The sequence below is a fragment of the Sinomonas albida genome (genome assembly GCF_004919045.1).
Classification (GTDB): Bacteria; Actinomycetota; Actinomycetes; order Actinomycetales; family Micrococcaceae; genus Sinomonas; species Sinomonas albida.
Genome location: NZ_SWDW01000006.1, coordinates 34,652 through 58,579, shown reverse-complemented (window position 1 = coordinate 58,579; position 23,928 = coordinate 34,652). Strand labels below are relative to the sequence as shown.

General features: G+C 70.9%; 22 protein-coding genes. 21 read left to right on the top strand and 1 reads right to left on the bottom strand.

Annotated features, from left to right (window positions below; genetic code table 11):
• Positions 1-104: 104 nt before the first annotated feature.
• The 10 genes from alaS to nusB all read left to right on the top strand — a co-directional run bounded on the left by alaS (position 105) and on the right by nusB (position 10,887).
• A complete protein-coding gene (gene alaS, locus E6A26_RS07465; RefSeq protein ID WP_136610569.1) occupies positions 105-2,783 on the top strand; it encodes an alanine--tRNA ligase in 2,679 nt (892 codons plus the stop codon).
• Between the two features lie 9 nt (positions 2,784-2,792).
• Positions 2,793-3,350 carry a Holliday junction resolvase RuvX gene (gene ruvX / locus E6A26_RS07460; protein WP_136610568.1) on the top strand — a complete coding sequence of 186 codons (558 nt, stop codon included), beginning with the start codon at positions 2,793-2,795 and terminating at the stop codon, positions 3,348-3,350.
• 5 nt (positions 3,351-3,355) lie between these two features.
• Positions 3,356-5,503: an endolytic transglycosylase MltG gene (mltG, locus tag E6A26_RS07455; RefSeq protein WP_136610567.1), complete on the top strand. Its 2,148-nt coding sequence runs from the start codon at positions 3,356-3,358 to the stop codon at positions 5,501-5,503.
• Complete coding sequence (locus E6A26_RS07450) at positions 5,500-6,372, top strand: shikimate dehydrogenase (RefSeq protein WP_136610566.1); 873 nt, start codon at positions 5,500-5,502, stop codon at positions 6,370-6,372. The genes mltG and E6A26_RS07450 overlap by 4 nt, the downstream gene beginning before the upstream one ends.
• 26 nt (positions 6,373-6,398) lie before the next feature.
• Complete coding sequence (aroC, locus tag E6A26_RS07445) at positions 6,399-7,598, top strand: chorismate synthase (RefSeq protein ID WP_136610565.1); 1,200 nt, start codon at positions 6,399-6,401, stop codon at positions 7,596-7,598.
• Positions 7,599-7,651: 53 nt separating this feature from the next.
• Positions 7,652-8,152 (top strand): shikimate kinase, encoded by a 501-nt coding sequence (locus tag E6A26_RS07440; protein ID WP_211129019.1) that lies wholly within the window; start codon positions 7,652-7,654, stop codon positions 8,150-8,152.
• Positions 8,149-9,276, top strand: a complete 1,128-nt coding sequence (gene aroB / locus E6A26_RS07435; protein WP_136610563.1) for a 3-dehydroquinate synthase — start codon at positions 8,149-8,151, stop codon at positions 9,274-9,276. The genes E6A26_RS07440 and aroB overlap by 4 nt, the downstream gene beginning before the upstream one ends.
• Positions 9,273-9,782, top strand: a complete 510-nt coding sequence (locus E6A26_RS07430; RefSeq protein ID WP_136610562.1) for a tetratricopeptide repeat protein — start codon at positions 9,273-9,275, stop codon at positions 9,780-9,782. Before aroB ends, E6A26_RS07430 begins: the two co-directional genes overlap by 4 nt.
• A 131-nt stretch (positions 9,783-9,913) precedes the next feature.
• Positions 9,914-10,477, top strand: coding sequence for an elongation factor P (gene efp, locus E6A26_RS07425; protein ID WP_136610561.1), 564 nt, complete (start codon positions 9,914-9,916; stop codon positions 10,475-10,477).
• Positions 10,477-10,887, top strand: a complete 411-nt coding sequence (gene nusB, locus E6A26_RS07420) for a transcription antitermination factor NusB (RefSeq protein ID WP_136610560.1) — start codon at positions 10,477-10,479, stop codon at positions 10,885-10,887. Before efp ends, nusB begins: the two co-directional genes overlap by 1 nt.
• 56 nt (positions 10,888-10,943) lie before the next feature.
• Here nusB and E6A26_RS07415 read toward each other — a convergent pair whose 3' ends face one another.
• On the bottom strand, positions 10,944-12,122 hold the full coding sequence (locus E6A26_RS07415; RefSeq protein WP_136610559.1) for a PrsW family intramembrane metalloprotease: 1,179 nt from the start codon (positions 12,120-12,122) through the stop codon (positions 10,944-10,946).
• Positions 12,123-12,240: 118 nt separating this feature from the next.
• Between E6A26_RS07415 and pyrR the strand changes: the two genes are divergently transcribed.
• From pyrR to coaBC, 11 genes are all read left to right on the top strand, one after another.
• Positions 12,241-12,885: a bifunctional pyr operon transcriptional regulator/uracil phosphoribosyltransferase PyrR gene (gene pyrR, locus E6A26_RS07410; protein WP_136610558.1), complete on the top strand. Its 645-nt coding sequence runs from the start codon at positions 12,241-12,243 to the stop codon at positions 12,883-12,885.
• The gene (locus E6A26_RS07405; protein WP_136610557.1) at positions 12,882-13,853 is read left to right on the top strand and encodes an aspartate carbamoyltransferase catalytic subunit; all 972 of its coding nucleotides are present in this window, start codon (positions 12,882-12,884) and stop codon (positions 13,851-13,853) included. The genes pyrR and E6A26_RS07405 overlap by 4 nt, the downstream gene beginning before the upstream one ends.
• Positions 13,850-15,184: a dihydroorotase gene (locus E6A26_RS07400; protein ID WP_211129017.1), complete on the top strand. Its 1,335-nt coding sequence runs from the start codon at positions 13,850-13,852 to the stop codon at positions 15,182-15,184. The genes E6A26_RS07405 and E6A26_RS07400 overlap by 4 nt, the downstream gene beginning before the upstream one ends.
• Entirely contained in the window at positions 15,184-15,717 is a 534-nt protein-coding gene (locus E6A26_RS07395; protein WP_136610556.1) for a PH-like domain-containing protein, read from the top strand. Before E6A26_RS07400 ends, E6A26_RS07395 begins: the two co-directional genes overlap by 1 nt.
• A gap of 54 nt (positions 15,718-15,771) precedes the next feature.
• Entirely contained in the window at positions 15,772-16,944 is a 1,173-nt protein-coding gene (gene carA / locus E6A26_RS07390; RefSeq protein ID WP_136610713.1) for a glutamine-hydrolyzing carbamoyl-phosphate synthase small subunit, read from the top strand.
• Positions 16,944-20,267 carry a carbamoyl-phosphate synthase large subunit gene (gene carB / locus E6A26_RS07385; RefSeq protein ID WP_136610555.1) on the top strand — a complete coding sequence of 1,108 codons (3,324 nt, stop codon included), beginning with the start codon at positions 16,944-16,946 and terminating at the stop codon, positions 20,265-20,267. Before carA ends, carB begins: the two co-directional genes overlap by 1 nt.
• Positions 20,260-21,135, top strand: a complete 876-nt coding sequence (gene pyrF, locus E6A26_RS07380) for an orotidine-5'-phosphate decarboxylase (RefSeq protein WP_268815222.1) — start codon at positions 20,260-20,262, stop codon at positions 21,133-21,135. Before carB ends, pyrF begins: the two co-directional genes overlap by 8 nt.
• A 125-nt stretch (positions 21,136-21,260) precedes the next feature.
• Positions 21,261-21,578, top strand: coding sequence for an integration host factor, actinobacterial type (gene mihF, locus E6A26_RS07375; protein ID WP_136610554.1), 318 nt, complete (start codon positions 21,261-21,263; stop codon positions 21,576-21,578).
• Between the two features lie 66 nt (positions 21,579-21,644).
• Complete coding sequence (gene gmk / locus E6A26_RS07370; protein WP_136610553.1) at positions 21,645-22,274, top strand: guanylate kinase; 630 nt, start codon at positions 21,645-21,647, stop codon at positions 22,272-22,274.
• A 40-nt stretch (positions 22,275-22,314) separates the two neighbouring features.
• The gene (gene rpoZ / locus E6A26_RS07365) at positions 22,315-22,587 is read left to right on the top strand and encodes a DNA-directed RNA polymerase subunit omega (RefSeq protein ID WP_136610552.1); all 273 of its coding nucleotides are present in this window, start codon (positions 22,315-22,317) and stop codon (positions 22,585-22,587) included.
• Positions 22,588-22,617: 30 nt separating this feature from the next.
• Positions 22,618-23,859 (top strand): bifunctional phosphopantothenoylcysteine decarboxylase/phosphopantothenate--cysteine ligase CoaBC, encoded by a 1,242-nt coding sequence (gene coaBC, locus E6A26_RS07360; protein ID WP_136610551.1) that lies wholly within the window; start codon positions 22,618-22,620, stop codon positions 23,857-23,859.
• Positions 23,860-23,928 lie beyond the last annotated feature (69 nt).

Below are 23,928 nucleotides of genomic sequence, written 5' to 3'. Positions count from 1 at the left end.
CGGGGCACAATGGAATGTTGCGGTAGCGCACTATCTGCGCACCGCGCACGGCGCGCACACAAGAGCGCAGCCGAGAAGGAAGTGGAAGGGTTGAAGCACAGGCCATGAAGTCGCACGAGATCACCCGACGCTGGGTCGACTATTTCGTCAGCAAGGGTCACACGGCCGTGCCTTCGGCATCCCTCGTCTCGAACGACCCCTCGCTCCTCTTCACGGTGGCAGGCATGGTGCCGTTCATCCCGTACCTGACTGCCCGCGAGGAGGCGCCCTTCCCGCGCGCCACGAGCGTCCAGAAGTGCATCCGCACGGGCGACATCGAGGAGGTCGGCAAGACCGCGCGCCACGGCACGTTCTTCCAGATGTGCGGCAACTTCTCCTTCGGGGACTACTTCAAGGAAGACGCGATCAAGTTCGCGTTCGAGCTGCTCACCAAGAGCGTTGACGACGGCGGCTACGGCCTTCCAGCCGAGCGCCTCTGGGTCACGGTCTACGAGGAGGACGACGAGGCCGAGCGACTCTGGCTCGCGAACACGTCCATCCCCGCCGGGCGCATCCAGCGCCTGGGCAAGAGCGACAACTACTGGTCCACGGGCCAGCCGGGCCCTGCCGGCCCGTGCTCCGAGATCTACTACGATCGCGGCCCCGCCTACGGCGTCGAGGGCGGTCCCGCCGTGGACGACAACCGTTACGTGGAGATCTGGAACCTCGTGTTCATGCAGTACCAGATCGAGAACGTGCGCTCGAAGGTCGAGTTCGACATCGTCGGCGAGCTCCCCAAGAAGAACATCGACACGGGCCTCGGCATGGAGCGCCTCGCGATGATCCTCCAGGGCGTCGAGAACATGTACGAGACCGATCAGGTGCGTCCTGTGATCGACCGGGCAGCCGAGCTCTCGGGCAAGGAGTACACGTCCGCCGAGACCGACGCGGACCCGCACCACGCTGACGACGTGCGCATGCGCGTCGTCGCCGACCACGTCCGCTCCGCGCTCATGCTCATCGCGGACGGCGTCACGCCGTCGAACGAGGGCCGCGGCTACGTGCTGCGCCGCCTGATCCGCCGCGCAGTGCGCGCCATGCGCCTCCTGGGTGTCGAGAAGCCGGTCCTGCCCGCGCTGCTCCCTGCGTCCCGCGACGCGATGAAGGGTGTGTACCCCCAGGTCGAGAAGGACTTCGACCGCATCAGCCGCATCGCCTACGGCGAGGAGAAGGCTTTCCTCCGCACGATCGCCGCAGGCACCGCGCGGCTCGACGAGGCAGTCAAGGTCTCGAAGTCGGCGGGCCAGCCCCTCTCCGGCGAGGAAGCGTTCACGCTCCACGACACGTACGGCTTCCCCATCGACCTGACGCTTGAGATGGCGGAGGAAGCCGGGGTTGCGGTCGACGAGGCAGGCTTCCGCGCGCTCATGAACGACCAGCGCCAGCGCGCGCGGGCCGACGCCAAGGAGAAGAAGAGCGGCCACGCCGATCTCACGGCGTTCCAGGAGCTGCTCGCCGACGGCCCGACCGTGTTCACGGGCTACAGCGAGCTCGACGGCGAGTCGCGGATCCGCGGCCTCCTCGCCAAGGGCGCCCGGATCGACCGCGCGCGGGCAGGCTCCGAGGTCGAGATTGTGCTCGAGGAGACCCCGTTCTACGCCGAGGCGGGCGGCCAGGCCGCCGACACCGGCCTCATGACGGGCGATGGCTTCGTCATCGAGGTGCTCGATGTGCAGCGCCCGCTCAAGGGCCTGAGCGTCCACAAGGCGATCGTGCGTGAGGGCGAGCTCGCGGAGAACGCGTTCGTGCGCACCGCCGTCGACCGCGAGCGGCGGCACGCCGCCGAGCAGGCCCACACGGCGACCCACCTCGTCCACGCGGCGCTGCGCCAGATCCTCGGTCCGGAGGCCGTTCAGCGCGGCTCCTTCAACAAGGCCGGCTATCTTCGCTTCGACTTCGCGTGGGGCGAGCAGCTCAGCGGCGCGTCCAAGAGCGAGATCGAGGAGGTCGCAAACCTCGCGATCCGCGACAACTTCGCGGTCAACACGGCGGAGATGCCGCTTGCGGAGGCCAAGGCCGCCGGCGCGATGGCGCTCTTCGGGGAGAACTACGGCTCGCGGGTCCGCGTCGTCGAGATCAACGGCCCATGGTCCATGGAGCTGTGCGGCGGCACGCACGTCGACACGACCGCGCTCATCGGTTCGCTGACACTGCTCGGAGAGCAGTCCGTTGGCTCCGGGAACCGCCGCGTCGAGGCATTCGTGGGCCTCGACGCCTTCCGCCATCAGGCGGCCGAGCGTGCGCTCGTGTCCGAGCTGACGGAGATGTTCAAGGTTCCCTCGGGGCAGCTCGCCGACCGCATCGGGGCAACGCTCACCAAGCTCAAGAACGCTGAGAAGGAGCTCGAGCGGCTTCGCAAGGAGAAGCTGGCCGCGGCCGCGGCCGCGCTCGTGGGCTCCGCGAAGGACGTCGCCGGGGTGCGCCTCATCACGCACGACGCCGGGCAGATCGGCTCCGCGGACGAGCTCCGCAGCCTTGCGCTCGACCTCCGCGGGCGCCTCGGAGCCGAGGCCGCCGCGGTCGCGGTGGCCGGCGTCGCGAACGGCAGGCCCGCCGTGCTCGTCGCCACCAACGAGGCGGCCCGCACCGCCGGGGTCAAGGCCGGAGCGCTCGTGCGCATCGCGGCCGGAGTCCTCGGCGGCGGGGGCGGCGGCAAGGACGACATTGCCCAGGGCGGCGGGACCGACCCGACCAAGGTCGTCGAGGCACTGGGCGCCGTGGCTTCGGCCGTGGCGGCTCGCTGAGGCAGGCTGATGACGCACGCGACTGCAGACCAGAAGGCCGCATTCCGTCGGGGGGTCCGACTCGGAGTGGACGTCGGCACTGTCCGCGTGGGCCTTGCCGCCTGCGACGCGGACGGGATCCTCGCGAGCCCGGTCTGCACCCTCGACCGGGACGCCAAGACGAACCGCGACGTCTGCCTCGTGGTCAACGAGGCCCTCGAGCGGGGTGCCGTGCAGGTATTCGTGGGACTCCCGCGGAGCCTGAACGGCGCGGAAACGGCCTCCGCGGCCATGGCTCGGGCGTTCGCGGGGATTCTCGCGACCGCCCTCGCCACGGGGGGAGCCGAGTGCGAAGTAAGGCTTGTGGACGAGCGGTTCAGCACCGTCGAGGCGCATCGCAACCTGCGCTCGGCTGGCCTCTCGACCCGGGACCACCGTAAAGTGGTAGACCAGGTAGCCGCCGTCGGCATCCTCGAGCACGCCCTGAGCCTGCTCAAGAGCGGTGTCGGCACCGTTGGCGAACTTGTACCGCCCGCGGCGGAGCGTGGTGGGGGGATCCGCCGAGACGATCCGAACAGGAGTACGTAGCCAGGATGGACCCTCAGGACACGGATTTCCGGTCCACGGACCAACGGCCCCTGACTCGTCGCGAGCTCAGGTCGAAGGAACGTGCCGAGACCGAGGCCCAGCAGCGGTTGCGCTCCGGGACAGGCCGCACACCGGCTGAGTCGGCGCCCACGGCCTCAGATCGCCGCCCGTCGGAGACCGTCCCGACGCCCGAGGCCACAGCCCAGGGCGCGGATGCACCGCTTCCCTTCGCGCAGCCCTCCGACGGCCCGTCGCCTGACACCCCCGCCGCACCGGCGCAGCCACCTCGCGCTGCTTCCGGTCCGGCCGCTTCGGCGCCTCCTGCGACGGCGCCCTACTCACTTCCGCCGGCCGCGACCACGCCGTCGTCGCCCACGCCGGCCGCGCCCACGCCGTCGTCGTCGGCGCCGACCGAGGCGGGCAAGCCGGTGACGCCGCGCTCCCGCCCCCGCAGCGGGCGGACGCTCGCCGACTGGCCGGCCCCGGTTCCCGCCTCCTCGAGCCACCTTTCCACGGGCGGAGCACCCGTCTACGAGGCCGAGCAGCGTGCCGCGGGCGGCGTCCCGAACTCAAACGCAGCGGGGAACCCGCAGACGCCCAAGCCCCAGGCCAAGCCCTCGACCTCGAAGAACCCCATCGTCCCGACGACGCCGGGCCAGCGGGTCTCGGCGGGGAGCGCCGCGGTCTTCGCGGGCGCAGCGCCCGCCGCAGCGGCTGCGGGTCCCTCTGTGCTCCGCCGTGCGGAGGCCGTCCGGGCAGCAGCCGACGGCGGCGGCTCGGTCCCTTCGGAGGAACCGGCCGACGGCGATGCGTCCTGGGACGCCGCGCGCCGAGGACCCGGTGGCGGTCACCACAGCGACTCCGCGCTGGGCCATCATGGGCTCGGCCACGATGCCGGCCTGGGCGTCGCCGAGGCAGCCCCCGCGGCCGCGGCCGCCGGCGGATACGGGCATGACGGACTGGCGCACGACGGGCTCGCGCACGACGCCCCCGCGGAAGATGCCGTCCCGCACGCCGGCATCGAGCACGCGATGCCGGACGATTCGACCGTCCACGAGGCCGTCTTCGCCTCGGCGGAGGTCGTCAAGGCGAAGCCCAAGTGGTCCCGCCAGTTCAAGGCCCTGCTCGCGATGGGCGTCGCGCTCGTCCTCATTGTCGGCGCGAGCTTCGTCGGCGCGGCCGTCCTCCGGCCGATCCTCGGCATGGACAAGGTCACGGACTACCCGGGCCCGGGCTCGGGCCAGGTCGTCGGGACGGTCCAGCCTGGCTCCGGCCCGCGTGCCGTGGCCCAGGACATGCAGCAGCAGGGCGTCATCGCGGACGTGGACACCTTCCTCAAGGCGTTCGGTGCCACGAACGCGAGCCTCCACCCGGGCGACTTCACGTTCAAGAAGCAGATGAAGGCGTCCGACGCGGCGGCCATCCTCGCCCAGGAAAGCGGCGGCAAGGTCATCTACTTCGCGCTCAGTGCGGGAATGCGGATCGGAGACTCGCTCGACGCGATCGCGAAGGCCTCCGGCATCAACCGCAAGGACCTCGACACGCTCAATTCCCAACCGGGCCAGTTCGGGCTCCCGGCGCAGGCAAAGAGCCTCGAGGGCTACCTCGCGCCCGGCGAATACAAGCTCCCGGTCGGGACGTCGGCGAAGGACATCATCACGAAGCTTGTCACCACGACCACGGACGAGCTCAAGCAGGCCGGCGTCACCGATCCCGCGAAGCAGTACGACGTGCTGACGGTCGCGAGCATCGTCCAGGCCGAGGGCGGGCAGGCCGACTACGGCAACGTGGCGGGCGCGATCAACAACCGCCTCAAGCCGAACGACCAGACCAACGGGCTCATCCAGTCCGATGCGACGGTCACGTACGGGCTCGGGACGAAGACGGTCCAGCTCACTGACGCCCAGAAGCAGGACGCCAGCAACCCGTACAACACGTACGTGCACACGGGTCTCCCGCCGGGGCCGATCGGCTCGCCGGGCGCGAAGGCCGTGGCCGCTGCGGCCCACCCGACGCAGAACGACTACCTGTTCTGGGTGACGGTCAACCTCGACACGGGCGAAACGAAGTTCGCGAAGACGTACGCCGAGCACCAGACGTACGTGGCTCAGTACCAGCAGTGGTGCAACGCGAACGCCGGGAAGTGCCAGTGAGCGAAGGCCGGCGACGGGCGGCCGTTCTCGGCCACCCGATCGGCCACTCGCGCTCGCCCGCGCTGCACCGGGCCGCGTACGCGCTGCTTGGCGAGGACATCGAGTACGGATCGTTCGATCTCGTCCCGGACCAGCTCGCCGACTTCGTCGGGCGGGTCCGGGACGAGCCCGGCTGGTGCGGCCTCTCCGTCACGATGCCGCTCAAGGGCGCGTTCGTGGCCCACGTCGACAGTCTGTCGGGGCACGCCGTCTCGCTCGGCGCGCTCAACACGGTCGTCTTCGACCGTGCGGACGGCCTCGCGCTCGTGGGCCACAACACGGACGTCGCGGGCATTGTCGAGGCTCTCCGGCACGCGGGCGTCGAGCGCGCGGTGAGCCCCGTCGTCGTCGGCGGCGGCAACACGGCGCTCGCCGCGGTCGCGGCGATCGCGGAGCTGGGCGCCCCTGCGGTGCGGTTCCTCGTGCGCAGCCCGGAGCGGGCGGGGGAGGCCGTGCGCCTCGCCGAGCGGCTCGGGCTCGACGTCGCCGTCGAGGCGATCGCGGGCGGAGCGCGGACCCTCGCGGCGGCGGACGTCGCCATCAGCACGCTCCCGCCGCGCGCCGCGGACGGGCTGGGTGCGGAGCTGGGGATCCTTCCCGCGGACGACGGCGGCCATCGGGTCCTGCTCGACGCCGCCTACGATCCGTGGCCCAGCGCGCTGGCCGCGGCCTGGGCGGGCAGGGGCGGAACCGTCCTGCACGGGCTCGAGATGCTCGTGTACCAGGCCGTCGAGCAGATCGTCCTGTTCACGGGCCGCGAGGACGCCCGCACACGCGAAGTCATAGATGTGATGTGTGACTCAGTCGGGCTCCCGCGACGCACGCGCTAGCGTGCCCGCGTGGCAGGATGGATGGCATGTTGCGTTGGTTGACCGCCGGGGAGTCGCATGGGCCGGCACTCGTGGGCATTGTCGAGGGCCTTCCCGCTGGCGTCGAGCTGAACAGCGAGGACGTACGCCGCGCCCTCGCACGGCGCCGGCTCGGCTATGGCCGCGGCGCCCGCATGAAGTTCGAGCAGGACGAGGTGACGCTCGTCGGCGGCGTGCGCCACGGGCTGACCCAGGGCGGTCCGGTGGCCATCGAGGTCGGCAACACCGAATGGCCCAAGTGGGAGCAGGTCATGTCGGCGGACCCCGTGGACGCGGCGGAGCTCGAAGGCCTCGCCCGCAACGCCCCGCTCACGCGCCCGCGACCTGGCCACGCCGACTTCACGGGCATGCAGAAGTACGGCTTCGACGAGGCCCGGCCGGTCCTCGAGCGTGCCTCGGCGCGCGAGACCGCAGCGCGCGTGGCGCTCGGCACGGTCGCGTCCAACTTCCTCCGTCAGCTCGGTGTCGAGCTCGTGAGCCACACGACCCAGATCGCGGGGGTCGCGGCCCCTGAGGACGCGCAGCTCCCGCTTCCTTCCGACGTCGACGCGCTCGACGCCGATCCGCTGCGCTGCTTCCACGCCGAGACGTCCGCGGCGATGGTCGCGGAGGTCGACGAGGCCCACAAGGAGGGCGAGACCCTCGGCGGGGTGGTCGAGGTCCTCGCGTACGGCCTTCCCCCCGGACTCGGGAGCTACGTCCACTGGGACCGTCGGCTCGACGCGCGCCTGGCCGGCGCGCTCATGGGCATCCAGGCCATCAAGGGCGTCGAGGTCGGAGACGGCTTCCGCACCGCAGCCCGGCGCGGCTCGCAGGCCCACGATGAGATCGTCCGGGATCCGTCCGGCAGGATCGTGCGCTCCACGAACCGCGCGGGCGGGATCGAGGGCGGCATGAGCATCGGCGACGTGCTGCGGGTCCGCGCCGCGATGAAGCCCATCGCGACCGTGCCGCGCGCGCTCGGCACGATCGACGTTGCGACGGGCGAGGCGGCGAAGGCCCACCACCAGCGCTCGGACGTGTGTGCCGTGCCGGCCGCGGGCGTCGTGGCCGAGGCCATGGTGGCGCTCGTGCTCGCCCAGGCGGTGCTCGAGAAGTTCGGCGGCGACTCGGTGGCGGAGACCAAGCGCAACCTCGAAGCGTTCGTCGAGAACATCCCCGCGGCGATGGACTCGGTCGCGCGATGACCTCTCCCGCGCCGCGCCCCCGTTCGGGATGCACGGTGGTTCTCATGGGCCCCATGGCCTCGGGGAAGTCGTCGGTCGGGGCGGCCCTCGCTCGGCTGCTCGGCGCCGACTTCGTGGACACCGATGTGCGCGTGGTCTCGGAGTACGGCCCGATTCCGGACATCTTCGCGTCCCGCGGCGAGGAAGGCTTCCGCGAGCTCGAGGCGCGCGCCGTCGCCACGGCGCTGGGCGAGGCGCACCCGCACGGACTCGTGCTCGCGCTCGGGGGAGGGGCCGTGCTGCGCGCCGACACGCGCGAGCTGCTCTCCGGCTCGGACGTCGTGTACCTTGAGGTGCGCTGGGAAGACGTCGCACCCCGCCTCGTGGGAAGCGAGGACCGCCCGCTGCTCCACGGAGAGGCGGAGCGGAGCTGGAGAGAGCTCATGGAGCGACGCCGTCCCGTGTACGAATCGGTGGCCACCCTGCGGATCCATGCCGCGGGCGCAGCCGCGGAAGACGTGGCCCGCGACGTTGCGGGCCGATTGACACTCCAGCGCAAAGGAGCTGACGCGTGAGCGTCGAGAATGAATCCCGTCCCGACGGCGACGCCACGGTCATCAAGATCACGGGCGCCCAGCCGCAGGAGAACTACGACGTCGTGGTGGGCCGCGGGCTGCTGACCCGACTCGGCCCGATCCTCGGGGAGCGCGTGAAGCGCGTCCTGGTGGTCCATCCGCGGGCACTGCGGGCAACGGGCGACGCCGTGCGCGACTCCCTCGCCGCAGACGGCTTCACGGCCCTCACGGCGGAGATCCCGGACGCGGAGGAGGGCAAGCACATCCAGGTTGCGGCGTTCTGCTGGCAGGTCCTGGGGCAGAACGACTTCACGCGTTCCGACGCGATCGTCTCCGTGGGCGGCGGCGCCGTGACGGACGTCGCGGGCTTTGTCGCGGCGACGTGGCTCCGCGGCGTGCGCGTGGTGCATCTGCCCACGAGCCTCCTCGGCATGGTCGACGCCGCCGTGGGCGGCAAGACCGGGATCAACACGGCAGAGGGCAAGAACCTCGTCGGTGCCTTCCACCCTCCGGCCGCCGTGCTCGCCGACCTCGACGCGCTCTCGACGCTGCCCAGGAACGAGCTGGTGTCCGGGCTCGCCGAGGTGGTCAAGTGCGGATTCATCGCGGACCCCGAGATCCTCGAGCTCGTCGAGCGGGACGCCGACGGCGCGACCGACCCGGGATCGGCCACGCTCAGGGAGCTGATCGAGCGCGCCATCGCGGTCAAGGCCGAGGTCGTCTCGACCGACCTCAAGGAGAGCGGCCGGCGCGAGATCCTGAACTACGGCCACACGCTCGGCCACGCCATCGAGCTCGCCGAACGCTACCAATGGCGCCATGGGGCGGCCGTGAGCGTGGGCATGATGTTCGCCGCTGAGCTCGCCCGCAGCGTGGGTCGACTCGAGGACGCCGTGGCAGACAGGCACCGTAGCATCCTAGAGCGGCTCGGGCTGCCGACCTCCTACCGCGGCGACCGCTGGCAGGCCCTCCTCGACGGCATGCGGCGGGACAAGAAGTCCCGCGGTGACCTCCTGCGCTTCGTGGTGCTGGACGGCGTTGCGAAGCCAGGCATCCTCGAGGTCCCGGACACGTCGCTCCTGTTCGCGGCCTATCAGGAAATCGCCGAAGGAATCCCGGCATGATGATCGACCGGCGCGAGTGGCCTGACGCAGGGTTCCCGGGGATCGCCGTCGACCCCGAGACGCTCAACGCGGTCGTCGTGGACGAGGAGCGCTGCCACGCCGCGCTGGAGGCGGGGGGCTCGCTCGAGGACCGCGCCGTCGTCGAGCTCGCTCGCGGGCACGTCAACGAGGCCGCCGAGATCATCGTCGAGGCGCGCTACCGCGACCCCGAGTCCTTCCAGCTCAAGGTGCTCGAACTCGACGTGCTGCGGCTCGGCAACCGCAACGACCGGGCTCTCGAGCGCGCGCGGCAGATCCTCGCCGAGGTCAAGGGCACGCCGCGCGAGGCCGTGGTGCGCCAGTACCTCGGCAAGATCCAGTTCAGCCGCGGCCAGTTCGCCGCGGCCGAGGACGCGTTCACGAAGGCCCTTGAGCTGCGCGTGGCCGCAGCGGCGGACGCGAGCCTCATCTATTCGAGCACGGTGGCGCTCGGACGGGCGCGCGAAGAGCGCTTCGGCACCGCCTGATCGGGACCCTCGCGGGGCACGATCGGTGCCGCTCGGAAGCGGGTGGCCCGCACAGGTAGAATAGTCCCCGGATTTCCGCGCGCCCCTCCTCGAGGTGGCCGCTGCGCGGCGAACGGACAAGAGAGGGATACGTGGCTACGACCAACGACATCAAGAACGGGACCGTCCTCAACCTCGACGGACAGCTGTGGAACGTCATCGAGTTCCAGCACGTCAAGCCGGGCAAGGGCGGCGCGTTCGTCCGCACGAAGCTTCGCAACGTGAAGTCGGGCAAGGTCGTTGACCGCACGTTCAACGCGGGCACGAAGATCGACACCGCGACCGTGGACCGCCGCGACTACCAGTACCTCTACAAGGACGGCACCGACTTCGTGTTCATGGACACGGAGGACTACGACCAGATCCACATCGCCGCCGAAGCCGTGGGCGACGCCGCGAACTTCATGCTCGAGAACCAGACGGTGCTCATCGCGCTGCACGAGGGCGCGCCGCTCTACATCGAGCTCCCGCCGAGCGTGGTCCTCGAGATCACGTACACGGAGCCCGGCCTCCAGGGCGACCGCTCCTCCGCGGGCACGAAGCCGGCCACGCTCGAGACGGGCTACGAGATCCAGGTCCCGCTGTTCGTCGAGAGCGGCACCAAGGTCAAGGTCGATACGCGCGAGGGCAACTACCTGGGACGTGTCAACGACTAGTGAGCGCCCGCGGCAAGGCCCGGAGCCGGGCCCTCGACATCCTCTTCGAGGCTGAGCAGCGCTCGGTCGCGCCGTCTGACGTCATCCAGCGGCGCCTCGAGAGCACGGACCAGCAGATCAATCCGTACACGGAGGAGATCGTCTCGGGCGTGGTTGCGAAGCAGCCTCAGATCGACGAGATCCTCACCACGTACGCGCGCGGCTGGACGCTTGAGCGCATGCCGGCCGTGGACCGCATCATCCTGCGCATCGGCACGTGGGAGCTGCTCTTCAACGACGACATCCCGGACGGCGTGGCGGTGAGCGAGGCCGTTGCGCTGGCCCGCACCATGTCGACCGAGGACTCGCCGACGTTCGTCAACGGCCTCCTCGGCACGCTGCAGAATCTCAAGCCGACGCTTCTGGCCTGAATCCCAGGCGGGAGCGTTCGAAGCGCACAGCGTGCTGGGCGCGCAAGCGGGCCGGTTCAGGGCGCCACGATAGTGGACCTGAGCCGGCCCGCTTCGTGCAGGAGCCCTTCCTCGGCTTGGACGTAGCCCACGAGGTCGCGCCCGCTGACGGCGCGTTGGCGCGTGTACGCGAGCTCCGTGGCCACGCGGATGAACGCGCGCATCTCGGTGCGACGCCCCCGCGAGGCCGCCCAGCGGAGCCCCGCCTTGCGGCCGCGCGGCGTTGCGAGCATGTCGACCTCGAGCGGCGTGAACCATCCCGCGGCCGCGTATTCGGCGAGCCGCCGGTGAGTCAGCCGCGCGTCGGCCCTGCGCAGGAGGTACACGCCCGCGATGGCCGCGCCGAACAGCGGCACCTCGACGGCCGCGTACACGATCAGGAATTGGTCGCCGCTGCTGTTCCACAGGTGATGCAGAAGGATGGCCGGGACCAGGCCCACCACGAACGCGACGATGCCGAGGCCGGCGTTCCACCGCCGGGCAGCGAAGCCCATCACCGCACCGAGGGAGCCCGTGAACATCGCGTGCGCGAAGGGGGAGAAGATGCCCCGCAGCATGAACATCACCACGAGGGTCTCGGTGGATCCGGGGCCGCCGGCGTACGCGCGGCCGAAGTAGAGGATGTTCTCCGTGAACGCGAAGCCCGCCGCGACGGTCATGCCGTAGACCACGCCGTCCACCGGGCCGTCGAAGTACTTCCGCGCCGCGAGGAACAGGATCAGGAGTGCGAGCCCCTTCGCCGTCTCCTCGACGAACGGCGCCTCGACCGTGGCCAGGAAGACACGCATGTCGCCGGGATCCGCGTCGCGCGGGCCGAACGTTTGGAGGAACAGGGGCTGGACGAGCGTCGTCGTCGCCACGGCGACCACCGCACCCCACGCGAGGGCGAAGACGAGCAGGCGCTTCGGCTCCGGCTCCCAGCGGTCGACGACGGCGACCGCCCCGAGCACGATGGCGAGCGGCACGAGGGAGAGGACGAAGCCGACGGCGAGCCCGCCGCTTCCCGTGTTCGCGAACAGGAACGGGATCACGAGGAGGAGGCCGGCGAGCACGAGGATGCCTCCCGCGAGGAGGAGGGCCGTGAGTCCCGGCACGTGGGCGCGGTGGATGAGCGGGGGCGGCGGGACGGCACCTACCTGATGTCGCGTCGGTTCGGGCCGAGGATCCGCCGGGGGCGGCGCATGATGGCTCGTCATGGCTCTTAGGCTAGCGGCCGGGCCAGGGGCCCCGGCTCACCCTGTGATAGTTTTGAAGGCGGTTCAGCCGTCACATCCTTTTTAATTCCGTCCCGTGAGGCGGGGAAAGGGGTCTGCCTTGGCACAAGCTGCTGCAGACAAGGGAACGCCCGGGACCGCAGCTCCGGCGCACTCGGCCGGGGGCCGCGTCGTCCTGAGCGCAGCGGATATCGACCGCGCCCTCACGCGCATCGCGCATGAAATCCTCGAGGCCAACAGGGGCCCGCAGGACATCGTCCTCCTCGGTATTCCGCGTCGCGGCTACCCGCTCGCGCTCCGCCTGGCCCGCAAGCTCGCCGCCGCCGATCCGGGCGTCGATGCCGATCAGATCGTGGGCCAGCTCGACATCACGATGTTCCGCGACGACCTCTCGCGCCAGCCCACGCGCCCCCCGGCAAGGACGCTCCTGCCACGCCAGGGGATCGACGACAAGGTCGTGGTCCTCGTCGACGACGTTCTGTACTCGGGCCGCACCATCCGCGCCGCCCTCGATGCGCTCGTGGACCTCGGCCGGCCGCGCGTCGTGAGGCTCGCCGTCCTGGTGGACCGCGGCCATCGCGAGCTGCCCATCCGCGCCGACCACGTGGGCAAGAACCTCCCGACCTCGGCCGCGGAGAAGGTGCGCGTGCGCCTCGGCGAGGTCGACGGCGGCGAGGGCTTCTCGGAGGACCACGTCGCGATCGAGGCCCCGGCCGGCGGCGTGGACGGGGAGGCGGCCCGGTGAGGCACCTCCTCTCGACCCAGGACCTCTCGCTCGCGGACGCCATTCAGATCCTCGACACGGCGGAGGAGATGGCGGCCGTCAACGACCGCGAGGTCAAGAAGCTCCCCGCTCTGCGCGGCCGGACCGTGGTGAACCTCTTCTTCGAGGACTCGACGCGGACCCGGATCTCGTTCGAGGCCGCCGCGAAGCGCCTCTCCGCGGACGTCATCAACTTCGCCGCGAAGGGCTCGTCCGTGTCGAAGGGCGAGTCGCTCAAGGACACCGCGCAGACCTTGGAAGCGATCGGCGCGGACGCCGTCGTCATCCGTCACTCGGCGTCGGGCGCCCCGCACCGGCTCGCGACCACGGACTGGATTGACGCCGCCGTCGTCAACGCCGGCGACGGCACGCACGAGCACCCCACCCAGGCCCTCCTGGACGCGTTCACGCTGCGGCGACACCTCGCTCGCGTGGCGGGGACGCCGTCGTCGGGCCTTGACCTCGCCGGCGCGCGCGTCGTCATCGTGGGGGACATCCTGCATTCGCGCGTCGCCCGCTCCAACGTGTGGCTCCTCACGACGCTCGGCGCGAAGGTCACGCTCGTGGCGCCGCCCACGCTCCTGCCAATCGGGGTGGAGCAGTGGCCGTGCGAGGTGAGCTACGACCTCGACGACGCCCTCGCGGACGCACCGGACGCCGTCATGATGCTCCGCGTGCAGGCCGAGCGCATGAACGCCTCCTACTTCCCCTCGACGGCCGAGTATTCGCGCCTGTGGGGCCTCGGCGACGAGCGCTTCGCGCGCTTCGCGGAGCCTGAGTTCAGGGACACCGTGATCCTGCACCCAGGACCGATGGTGCGCGGCCTCGAGATCTCCTCCGCCGCTGCCGACTCGGACCGCTCCCAGGTGCTCCGACAGGTCGCCAACGGCGTCTCGGTCCGCATGGCCGTCCTCTACCTGCTCATGTCTGCGAAGGAGTCTGCACGATGACCGAACTGGTGGCTGGGCCCGCGTACCTCGTCCGGGGGGCCTCCCTCTACGGCGAAGAGCGGGCGGACCTCCTCATCGAGGGCGGCCGGTTCACGGCGGTCGGGTCCGGGCTCGACGCGGACGGCGCGACGGTCGTCGAGGCGGACGGGCTCGTGGCGCTCCCTGGGCTGGTCGACGTGCACACGCACCTCCGCGAGCCGGGTCGCGAGGACGCCGAGACGGTCGAGACCGGAACGCGCGCCGCGGCGCTCGGCGGGTACACCGCGGTGCACGCGATGGCGAACAGCAACCCCGTCGCTGACACGGCCGGCGTCGTCGAGCAGGTGCACAGCCTGGGCCGGCGCGCGGGCTGGGTGGATGTCCGGCCGGTCGGCGCGGTGACGGTCGGCCTCGCTGGCGAGCAGCTCGCCGAGCTCGGCGCAATGGCCGATTCGGCGGCGCGGGTGCGAATGTTCTCCGACGACGGGATCTGCGTCCACGACCCCGTGCTGATGCGCCGCGCGCTCGAGTACGTGAAGGCGTTCGACGGCGTCGTCGCCCAGCACGCGCAGGAGCCGCGGCTCACGGCCGGCGCCCAGATGAACGAGGGTGCGGTGTCCGCCGTGCTCGGCCTGCCGGGGTGGCCGGCGGTCGCCGAGGAGAGCATCATCGCGCGGGATGTGCTCCTTGCGGAGCACGTGGGCTCGCGGCTGCACGTGTGCCACGTCTCGACCGCGGGCTCGGTCGAGATCGTGCGCTGGGCCAAGTCCCGCGGCGTCAACGTCACGGCCGAGGTCACTCCGCACCACCTGTGGCTCACGGACGAGCTCGTGCGCAGCTACGACCCCGTGTACAAGGTCAACCCGCCGCTGCGCACGCAGACGGACGTCGAGGCCCTGCGTGCCGCCCTCGCGGACGGCACCATCGACGTGGTCGGAACGGACCACGCGCCGCACCCGAGCGAGCACAAGGAGTGCGAGTGGGCGCAGGCGGCGATGGGGATGACCGGGCTCGAGACGGCTCTCTCGGTCGTGCAGCACGCGATGGTCGAGACGGGCCTGCTGGACTGGCGCGGCGTGGCCCGCGCGATGTCCGAGCTGCCCGCCCGGATCGGCCGCCTCGCGGATCAGGGGCGCCCGCTCGCCGCGGGCGAGCCCGCCAACCTCGTGCTCGTCGACCCTGCCGCGCGCTGGACCGTCGATCCGGCGACGCAGGCCACGAAGGGACGCAACTCGCCGTTCGCGGGGCGCGAGCTCCCCGGGCGGGTCGTCGCGACGTTCTTCCACGGCCACCCGACGGTGCTCGACGGCGCGCTCAACACGCCGCACCCGGGCTCCGCGGGGGAGCGCTGATGGACCGGACGGTCCCGGCGATCGTCATGCTCGTCCTCGCGCTCGCGCTCGTCGTGCTGCTGTGGGTGGGCTGGCGCGGCCGCAAGCGACGGCAGGCGGACGTTCCCGAGCCTCAGCCCGTCCCCGCGGACACGGGAGCGGAGCGTTTCCGCGCGGACGGCCAATACGTCACGACGACGACGGCGGGGGATTGGCTCGACCGGCTGGCGGTCCACGGGCTGGGCCTGCGCACCCGGGCGGACGCGGCCGTGTACGACGGCGGGGTCCTCTTCGAGCGGGCGGGTTCCGGGCCTCTGTGGGTCCCCGCGGGGAGCATCGACGAGGTGCGCCTCGAGAGCGGCATGGCCGGCAAGTTCGTCGAGCGCGACGGGCTCGTGGTGCTCGGCTGGCGGCTTGGCGACCACGCCGTGGACACGGCCTTCCGCACGCGCGTCCCCGAAGACAAGACTGCCCTCAAGGCAGCGATCGAAGACCTCATGAGTTCAGGGCGTTCCGGCGACACCGGCCGCCCGCAGGACCAGGAAGAAGAGTGAACAGTGACTGAATCGGAAAAGTCGGCGCCGAAGGGCAACGTACCGGCCGTGCTGATGCTCGAGGACGGGCGGGCGTTCCGCGGCCGCAGCTACGGCGCCGTCGGCACGACCCTCGGCGAGGCGGTCTTCGCGACCGGCATGACGGGATACCAGGAGACCCTCACGGATCCCTCCTACGACCGCCAGATCGTGGTGCAGACGGCGCCGCACATCGGAAACACCGGCGTCAACGCCGAGGACCCCGAGTCGCGCCGCATCTGGGTGGCCGGCTACGTGGTCCGCGACCCCGCGCGTCGCGCCTCGAACTGGCGCTCCGAGGGAAGCCTCGACGACGGGCTCGCCGAGCAGGGGATCGTGGGCATCCAGGGCGTCGACACGCGCGCCATCACGCGCCACCTCCGCGAGCACCGGACCATGCGGGCAGGGATCTTCTCCGGCCCCGCCGCCGAGCGGACCGACAAGGAGCTCCTCGACGAGGTCCTCGCGAGCGAGCCCATGGAGGGCTCACGCCTCGCCGAGGAGGTCAGCGTGGACGCCCTCTACACCGTCGAGCCGACCGAGCACGGCTGGGAGGGCGAGCCCCGCTTCACGATCGCCGCGGTCGACCTCGGCATCAAGTCGATGACGCCGCATCGCTTCGCCGAGCGCGGCGTCCGCGTGCACGTCCTGCCGGCCACGTCGACGCTCGAGGACGTCAAGGCGGTGAATCCGGACGGCTTCTTCATGTCGAACGGCCCGGGTGACCCGGCCACGGCGGACGACCAGGTCGCCCTGCTCCGCTCCGTGCTCGACGAGAAGATCCCGTACTTCGGCATCTGCTTCGGCAACCAGATCCTGGGCCGCGCGCTCGGCTTCGGCACGTACAAGCTGCGCTACGGGCATCGCGGCATCAACCAGCCGGTCCTGGACCGCCGGACCGGCAAGGTCGAGATCACGTCGCAGAACCACGGCTTCGCCGTGGACGCCCCGCTCGACGGCCCCACGAACGCGCCCGAGCCGCAGTACGGGCGCGTCGAGGTGAGCCACGTGAGCCTGAACGACGAGGTCGTCGAGGGCCTCGCGTGCCTCGACATCCCGGCGTTCTCCGTCCAGTACCACCCCGAGGCCGCTGCCGGACCGCACGATGCCGCGTACCTGTTCGACAGGTTCATCGACCTCATGGCCGCCCAGAAGACCGAAGGCGCCGCCCAGACAACGAACGACGCGCCGAGCGAGGGAGCGAACTAATGCCGAAGCGTACGGATCTCAAGAGCGTCCTTGTCATCGGCTCAGGCCCGATCGTCATCGGGCAGGCGGCCGAGTTCGACTACTCGGGCACCCAGGCCCTGTGCGTCCTCAAGGACGAGGGCCTGAGGGTCATCCTGGTCAACTCCAACCCGGCCACGATCATGACCGACCCGGAATTCGCGGACGCGACCTACGTCGAGCCCATCACGCCCGAGGTCGTCGAGAAGATCATCGCGAAGGAACGTCCCGACGCGATCCTCCCGACCCTCGGCGGCCAGACCGCGCTCAACACCGCGATCGCGCTCGACAAGAACGGCGTGCTCGAGAAGTACGGCGTCGAGCTCATCGGCGCGAACATCGACGCGATCGAGCTCGGCGAGGATCGCCAGAAGTTCAAGGGCGTCGTCGAGCGCTGCGGCGCCGAGTCGGCGCGCAGCGAGATCGTGCACACGATCGACGAGGCGCTGGCTGCCGCAGGGCGCCTCGGCTATCCGCTCGTGGTGCGCCCTTCGTTCACGATGGGCGGCCTCGGCTCGGGCTTCGCCTACACGGAGGAGGACCTCCTCCGGATCGTGGGCCAGGGCCTGCTCTACAGCCCGACCACCGAGGTGCTCCTCGAGGAGAGCATCCTCGGCTGGAAGGAGTACGAACTCGAGATGATGCGCGACAAGAACGACAACGTCGTGGTCGTGTGCTCGATCGAGAACTTCGACCCGGTCGGCGTCCACACAGGCGACTCCATCACGGTGGCCCCCGCGCTCACGCTCACGGACCGCGAGTATCAGAAGCTGCGCGACGTCGCGATCGCGGTCATCCGCGAGGTCGGCGTCGACACGGGTGGCTGCAACATCCAGTTCGCCGTCGACCCGAAGACCGGGCGCGTGATCGTCATCGAGATGAACCCGCGCGTCTCCCGTTCCTCGGCGCTCGCCTCGAAGGCCACGGGCTTCGCCATCGCGAAGATCGCCACGAAGCTCTCGCTCGGCTACACCCTGGACGAGATTCCGAACGACATCACGCAGAAGACGCCGGCGAGCTTCGAGCCGACCCTGGACTACGTCGTCGTCAAGGTGCCGCGGTTCGCGTTCGAGAAGTTCCCGGCCGCGGATCCGACGCTCACCACGACCATGAAGAGCGTCGGCGAGGCGATGGCCCTGGGCCGCAACTTTACCGAGGCCCTCCAGAAGGCCCTGCGCTCGCTCGAGCAGCGCGGCGCGCAGCTCGACTTCACCCCGGTGCCGGAATGGGAGGTGCAGGAGCTCGTCGAGCAGTCCAAGCGGCCCACGACCGACCGGCTGAGCCAGGTCCAGCGCGCGCTGCTGGGCGGCGCGAGCATCGACGAGCTCTACGCGGCGACCGGCATCGACCCGTGGTTCCTGGACCAGCTGCAGCTGCTCAACGAGGTGGCGGCGGAGATCCGCTCCGCGAGCGTGCTCACCGAGGACCTGCTGCGGCTCGCGAAGCGGCACGGCTTCTCCGACGAGCAGATCGGCGCCCTCACGCACCACTCCGAGGACGTGGTGCGCGGCGTGCGGCAGGCGCTCGGGGTCCGACCCGTGTACAAGACCGTGGACACGTGCGCGGCCGAGTTCGCGGCGTACACGCCGTACCACTACTCGTCCTACGACGAGGAGGATGAGGTCGGCCTCCACTCGAAGCCGTCGATCGTGATCCTCGGCTCGGGCCCGAACCGCATCGGCCAGGGCATCGAGTTCGACTACTCGTGCGTGCACGCCTCGATGGCCCTCCGCAAGGCGGGCTACGAGACGGTCATGGTCAACTGCAACCCCGAGACGGTCTCCACCGACTACGACATCTCGACGCGCCTGTACTTCGAGCCGCTCACGCTCGAGGACGTGCTCGAGGTCATCGCCGCCGAGGAGCGCACGGGCGGCGTCATGGGCGTGTTCGTGCAGCTCGGGGGCCAGACCCCGCTCAAGCTCGCGCAGCAGCTCGCGGACGCAGGCGTTCCGATCCTCGGCACGTCCCCCGAGGCGATCGACCTCGCGGAGCACCGCGGCGCGTTCGCGAAGGTGCTCGACGACGCCGGCCTCATCTCGCCGAAGAACGGCACGGCCGTCTCCTTCGACGAGGCCAAGCGCATCGCCGACGAGATCGGCTACCCCGTCCTGGTCCGCCCGTCCTACGTGTTGGGTGGCCGCGGCATGGAGATCGTCTACGACGAGCCGAACCTGCGCCGCTACATCGAGAACGCGACGGAGATCACCCCGGACCACCCGGTGCTCATCGACCGGTTCCTCGAGGACGCTGTGGAGATCGACGTCGACGCGCTCTACGATGGCCGCGACCTGTACCTCGGCGGCGTCATGGAGCACATCGAGGAGGCCGGGATCCACTCGGGCGATTCGGCGTGCGTGCTCCCGCCGGTCACGCTCGGCACCAACGTGCTCGAGCGCGTCCGCAAGGCGACGGCGGCGATTGCCGAGGGCGTCGGCGTGCGCGGGCTCATCAACATCCAGTTCGCCCTCGCGGCGGACGTCCTCTACGTCCTCGAGGCGAACCCGCGGGCGTCCCGCACGGTTCCGTTCGTCTCGAAGGCGACCGGCGTCCAGCTCGCGAAGGCCGCCGCGCTCATCGGCACCGGGGTGACGATCCACCAGCTGCGCACCGCGTACCGGATGCTCCCGGAGTCGGGCGACGGCGCGGAGATCAGCCCCAACGCGGCGGTCGCCGTCAAGGAGGCCGTCCTGCCGTTCAGTCGCTTCCGGACGCCCGAGGGCACGGTCGTCGACAGCCTGCTCGGCCCCGAGATGCGCTCGACCGGCGAGGTCATGGGCATCGACAAGCACTTCGACACGGCGTTCGCGAAGAGCCAGGCGGCGGCCAACAACGCGCTCCCGACGTCCGGCCGGGCCTTCATCTCGGTGGCGAACCGGGACAAGCGCTCGGTCATCCTCGGCGTCAAGAAGCTCGCGGACCTCGGCTTCGAGATCGTCTCGACGGGCGGGACGGCCGCGGTGCTCCGGCGCAACGGCATCCAGGCGACGGTGGTGCGCAAGGTCGGCGAGGGCCCCGGCCCCGCCGGCGTGGACGGCGGTCAGGGCACCATCGTGGACCTCATCAACGACGGCCAGATCGACATGGTGTTCAACACCCCGTCCGGCGGCGATGCCCGCGGCGACGGCTACGAGATCCGCGCAGCGGCGACGTCGAACGGCAAGCCATGCATCACGACCGTCGCGGAGTTCAACTTCGCGGTCCTCGCGATTGAGGCCATGCGCCAGTTCGAGTGGGGCGTCACGAGCCTCCAAGAGCACGAGACGCGCCTTCGGCAGCCCACGGAGGAGCCGGCCGGTGTCTGAGGCGGTGTCCGAGGCAGCGGGAAGCAGCCTGGTGGGCCGCGCGCCGTTCGGTGCGCGGCTCGCCGCTGCGATGGGGGAGCGGGGCCCGCTGTGCGTGGGCATCGACCCGCACCCGGCGCTCCTTTCGGCCTGGGGCCTCGCGGACGACGTCGAGGGGCTGCGCCGCTTCTCCCTCGCCGTCGTCGAGGCGGTCGCCGATCTGGCCGCCGCGGTCAAGCCCCAGGTGGCGCTCTACGAGCGGCACGGCGCGCGCGGGCTCGCGGTCCTCGAGGAGGTCCTCGCGGCCTCGGCCGCCGCCGGCGTCCTGAGCATCGCGGACGCGAAGCGTGGCGACATCGGCTCGACGATGGCCGCCTACGCGGACGCGTGGCTGGGCGACGGTTCGCCGCTCGCGGCCGACGCCGTGACGCTCAGCCCGTACCTCGGGTTCGAGTCGCTGCGACCGGCCCTCGACAAGGCCGCCGCGACGGGCCGCGGAGCGTTCGTCCTCGCGCTCACCTCAAACCCCGAGGGTGCGTCGGTGCAGCACACGGGCGGCGACCGCTCGGTGGCCAGGGCCGTGTGCGAGTCCGCCGCCGCGGAGAACTCGCGCTACGCGGGCGAGCCGCTCGGCAGCGTCGGCCTCGTGGTCGGCGCGACGGTCGGAGACGCCGTCGTGCGTCTGGGACTGGACCTCGCCGCCATGGGCGGCCCCATCCTCGCCCCGGGCCTCGGCGCCCAGGGCGCTACGGGGGCAGCGCTCCGCGCGACGTTCGGCGCCGCGTACGCTCGGGTGCTCGGCACCTCGAGCCGCGACATCCTCGCCGGCGGGCCGAGCCGCTCGGGGCTGCGCGAACGCACGGAACGCACACTCGCCGAGCTCGGCTGAGGACGCGCGTGTGCCCGGGAGCAAGTTCCTCCCGGGCACACGGTGCATTGCCACGCGGCGGCGCGGGGGACTAGGTTCGTTCTCATCCGCGTGGGGGTGCGCGTGTGTCGAGCTGGGAGGCGACTGTGGGACTCAATCCCTTGACCTCGGAAGAACGCAGCCGGGCGGTGTCGAAGGCCACGGCCGCGCGGGCGCGCCGTGCGGAGGCCAAGTCCGCGCTCAAGGCCGGCACGCTCGGCCTCGACGAGCTGTTCGAACAGGCAATGGCTGACGAGGCCCTCGCGCGCCTCAAGGTCACGGAGATGCTCGAGTCTTTCCACGGGATCGGGCCGGTGCGCTCGCTCGCCATCCTGGACCAGCTCGGCATCGCCCCGAGCCGCCGCCTGCGGGGTTTGGGCATCCACCAGCGCCGGGCGCTGATAGATTTTCTCGAGGCGCAGTAACTGGGGCGCCCGCGTGCCGCCTCGGAGGCGCACGCCCTCGATAGAGCAAGGAGCACGGGTACACGCGTGGACAGCACAACGAGCGCAGCCGGCGGGGGGCACGCGCGCGGCGCGGCCAAGCACACGGGCCTGACGGTGCTTGCCGGCCCCACCGCGGTGGGCAAGGGCACGGTCTCGACGTACATCCGCGACAACTATCCCGAGGTCTGGCTCTCCGTCTCCGCGACGACCCGCCCCGCCCGGCCCGGTGAGCGCGAAGGCGTGCACTACTTCTTCAAGTCGAACGAGGAGTTCGATCGGCTCGTCGCCGAGGGCGCATTCCTCGAGTGGGCCGCGGTCCATGGCGCGAACCGCTACGGCACGCTACGCGCCTCGGTCGACGACGCGATCGCGCAGGGCAAGGCCGTACTTCTCGAGATCGACCTCCAGGGCGCCCGCCAGGTGAAGGAGGCGATGCCGGAGGCTCGGTTCGTCTTCCTGGCCCCTCCGAGCTGGGACGAGATGGTCCGCCGACTGGTGGGACGCGGCACGGAAAGCCCCGAGGAACAGCAGCGCCGCCTCGAAACGGCTAAAATAGAACTCGCTGCCGAGCCGGAGTTCGATTTCACCGTCGTCAATGACGATGTCCGGCACGCCGCAGACGAGCTTGTCTCACTCATGGGACTGACACCGCACACGCGCGAATCCGCGCGCTAGTGTGTCCGTTCCGCCCCGCAAAAGTGCATTGGAGAATGTCGTGACTTCGAATCCCGAAGGAATCATCAACCCGCCGATCGACGATCTGCTGACCAAGTCGGACTCGAAGTACGGGCTCGTGATCTTCGGGGCCAAGCGCGCCCGCCAGATCAACGCCTACTACGCACAGCTCCACGAGGGCCTGTTCGAGTACGTCGGCCCGCTCGTGGACACGAAGCTCAATGAGAAGCCGCTTTCGATCGCGCTCCGCGAGATCAACGACGGGCTCCTCGTCGCGAAGCGCTCGGACGAAGATTCGGCCGAGCAGGACTAAGGCCCACTGGCTGACTTCGGGGAGGGTCGTTTGCGCGTCGTCTTGGGCGTCGGAGGCGGGATTGCCGCCTACAAGGCCGCCTCGCTCCTGCGCCTCTTCACGGAGGCCGGGCACGACGTGACGGCGGTCCCGACCGAGGCGGCGCTCGCCTTCGTGGGCAAGGCCACGTGGGAGGCCCTCTCCGGCAAGCCCGTCCGCACGAGCGTGTTCGAGGCCGTCGAGACGGTCAACCACGTGCGGCTCGGGCACGAGGCGGAGCTCATCGTCGTCGCGCCCGCGACGGCGGACCTCCTGGCCCGAGCGGCCGGGGGCCATGCGGACGATCTGCTCACGAACGCACTCCTCATGGCGCGCTGCCCGGTGCTCATGGCCCCGGCCATGCACACCGAGATGTGGCGCCACCCCGCAACCCAGGCGAACGTCGCGACGCTGCGCGCGCGCGGCGTGCACGTCCTGGATCCCGCCGAGGGGCGCCTGACCGGGCGCGACAGCGGCCCGGGCCGGCTCCCCGAGCTCGAGGAGATCTTCGCTGCCGCGCTCGCCCTGGCGGCGCGGCCCAGCACGGACGACGGCGCGCGCTCGCCCGAGGAGGGTCCCCTCGCCGGCCGTCGTGTGCTGCTTTCTGCGGGCGGCACGCGCGAACCGATCGATCCCGTGCGCTTCCTCGGAAACCGCTCGTCGGGCAAGCAAGGAGTCGCCCTGGCCCGCGCGGCCCAGGAGGCCGGCGCGTCCGTGACCCTCGTCGCGGCCCACCTCGAGGTCGAGCCGCCACCCGGGGTCGAGGTGGTCCGCGTCGAGACGGCGATCGAGCTGCGCGACGCGATGATCGAGCGGGCGCCGAGCGCCGACGCGCTCATCATGTCCGCCGCCGTCGCCGACTTCCGGCCCACCCACCGCCAGGCGTCCAAGATCAAGAAGCGCGACGACGCCCCGGACTCCCCGATCGAGCTCGTCCGGAACCCGGACATCCTCGCCGAGCTCGTCCTGCTGCGGAACGCGGCGGGAGGCCGGCAGGTGATCGTCGGGTTCGCGGCCGAGACGGGCGACGATGGCGCGGACGTCCTCGAGTACGGCCGTGCGAAGCTCGAGCGCAAGGGCTGCGAGCTCCTCGTGGTCAACGAGGTCGGCACGGACCGCGTCTTCGGCCTCGACGAGAACAGTGTGACGATCCTCGCAAAGGACGGAAGCGAGCCCGAGCATGTGGCGGGAAGCAAGGACGAGGTCGCGGGCGCCGTCGTGCGTCGCCTGGCTCGCGAGCTCGCCGCCCGCTAGCCGCGGCCGTGGTCCCGCCGCTTCGCGCGGCGAAACATGCGCCCCGGCCTGTTCCGGGGCAGGAAGTAG